This is a genomic window from Streptococcus bovismuti, assembly GCF_042436615.2.
Lineage (GTDB): Bacteria > Bacillota > Bacilli > Lactobacillales > Streptococcaceae > Streptococcus.
In genome coordinates this window covers 77,274-79,626 of sequence record NZ_JBHMFR020000003.1, presented here as the reverse complement: position 1 = coordinate 79,626, position 2,353 = coordinate 77,274, and the positions used below count along the sequence as shown (strand labels likewise).

The 2,353-nt window shown below is 41.7% G+C and carries 1 protein-coding gene; it reads right to left on the bottom strand.

Going from position 1 to position 2,353, the window contains the following annotated elements; genetic code table 11:
* Positions 1-2,353: DUF1542 domain-containing protein (locus ACERDH_RS04830; RefSeq protein WP_415741909.1), on the bottom strand; the 2,353-nt coding region annotated here is incomplete at both ends.

Here is a 2,353-nt window from a genome sequence, read left to right as displayed (position 1 = left end):
TGCGTCGGCTTTGACTTTTGCATCTTCCTTAGCTGCAGTTTTTTCTTCGTCTGTTAAGTCATTGTTTGCGTCGATCGCGTCGTTCTTAGCTTTCAGTGCATCGTCGATTGCTTTCTTAGCTGCTGGCTTCGTTACTGGTGTTGGAGTTACATTGTTTACTTCTGTTGTTCCGTTAGCCTTAGATTGGTCTACTCCTGCATTTGTTGTCGCTTGATCAATTGCTTGTTTCGCTGCGTCGGCTTTGGCTTTTGCATCAGCTTTCGCCGCAGTTTTTTCTTCGTCTGTTAAGTCATTGTTCGCATCAATCGTGTCATTCTTAGCTTTCAATGCGTCATCGATGGCTTGTTTTGCAGCCGGTTTAGCTGCTGGTGTTGGAGTGACTGAAGATACACTTGTCGCTCCGTCTTTTTTAGCTTGTTCTACCACTGCGTTTGTTGTCGCGTTGTCGATTGCTTGTTTTGCTGCGTCTGCTTTGGCTTTCGCATCTTCTTTAGCTTTTGCTTTTTCTTCCGCTGTTAAGTCGTTGTTCGCGTCAATCGCATCGTTCTTAACTTTTAATGCATCGTCTATTGCTTTTTTAGCTGTTGGTTTTGCTACTGGCGTTGGATTTACATTGTTTACTTCTGTTGTTCCGTTAGCCTTAGCTTGGTCCACTCCTGCGTTTGTTGTCGCGTTGTCGATTGCAGTCTTCGCTGCATCGGCTTTTTTCTTAGCTTCTGCTTTGGCTTTAGCTTTTTCTTCAGCTGTTAAATCATCATTTGCATCTATTGCATCTTCTTTTGCTTTTAATGCATCATCTATTGCCTGTTTAGATGCTGGTTTTTTAGTTGCTTCAGGACTAAACGAATTTACATCACTTAAACCAGATATACTATTTACATCAACTTTAATATCTGTATCTGCTGCATCAATCGCTTCTTTCGCTTCATTAGCTTTGTTTTCTGCTTCAGCTTTTGCTGCAGTTTTCTCTTCAGTTGTTAAATCATCTCGAGCATCAATTTCTTCTATTTTTTTCTCTAGAGCTGCTTCAATTGCTTTTTTAGCCTCTGATTTCTTAACTGGTTCTGGACTAAATGAATTTACATCACTTAAACCAGATATACTATTTACATCAACCTTAATGTCTGTATCAGCTTCATCTATTGCTTGCTTAGCCGTGTCTGCTTTTTTCTTAGCCTCTTCCTTAGCCGCTAATTTTTCTTCTGCTGTTAAGTCATTATTCGCATCAATTTCTGCTTCTTTAGCTTTAAGTGCTGCATCAATTGCTTTTTTAGCCTCTGGTTTCTTAACTGCTACTGGATTCAATGAGTTTACATCTGCTACCCCAGTAGTTTTTGCATTTTCAACGTAAGTATTTGTCGTCGCTTTATCAACTGCTTGTTTTGCTGCATCCGCTTTGGATTTCGCTTCTTCTTTAGCTGCTGTTTTTTCCTCAGCTGTCAGATCATCTCGAGCATCGATTTCTGCTTCTTTCACTTTAAGCGCATTATCAATCGCTGTCTTAGCTGCTGGTTTCGCCACTGGTGTTGGAGTTACATTGTTTACTTCTGTTGTTCCATTAGCCTTAGCTTGGTCCACTCCTGCGTTTGTTGTCGCATTATCAATCGCAGTCTTCGCTGCGTCTGCTTTGGCTTTAGCTTCTTCTTTAGCCGCAGTCTTCTCTTCGTCTGTTAAGTCATTGTTTGCTTCAATTTCTTTAATCTTCTCAGCTAACGCGTCTTCCACTGCTTTCTTAGCCGCTGGTTTCGCTACTGGCGTTGGAGTTACATTGTTTACTTCTGTTGTTCCGTTAGCCTTAGCTTGGTCCACTCCTACGTTTGTTGTCGCGTTGTCGATGGCTTGTTTCGCTGCGTCGGCTTTGACTTTTGCATCTTCCTTAGCTGCAGTTTTTTCTTCGTCTGTTAAGTCATTGTTCGCATTAATCGTGTCATTCTTAGCTTTCAATGCGTCATCGATGGCTTGTTTTGCAGCCGGTTTAGCTGCTGGTGTTGGAGTGACTGAAGATACACTTGTCGCTCCGTCTTTTTTAGCTTGTTCTACCGCTGCATTTGTTGTCGCGTTATCGATGGCTTGTTTTGCTGCGTCTGCTTTGGCTTTCGCATCTTCTTTAGCTTTTGCTTTTTCTTCATCTGTTAAGTCGTTATTTGATTCGATTTCTTTTATCTTATCAGCTAACGCGTCTTCTACTGCTTTTTTTGCTACTGGTTTTGCTACTGGTGTTGGAGTTACATTGTTTACTTCTGTTGTTCCGTTAGCCTTAGCTTGGTCCACTCCTGCGTTTGTTGTCGCGTTGTCGATCGCTGTTTTCGCTGCATCGGCTTTTGCTTTTGCATCTTCTTTAGCTTTTTCTTTC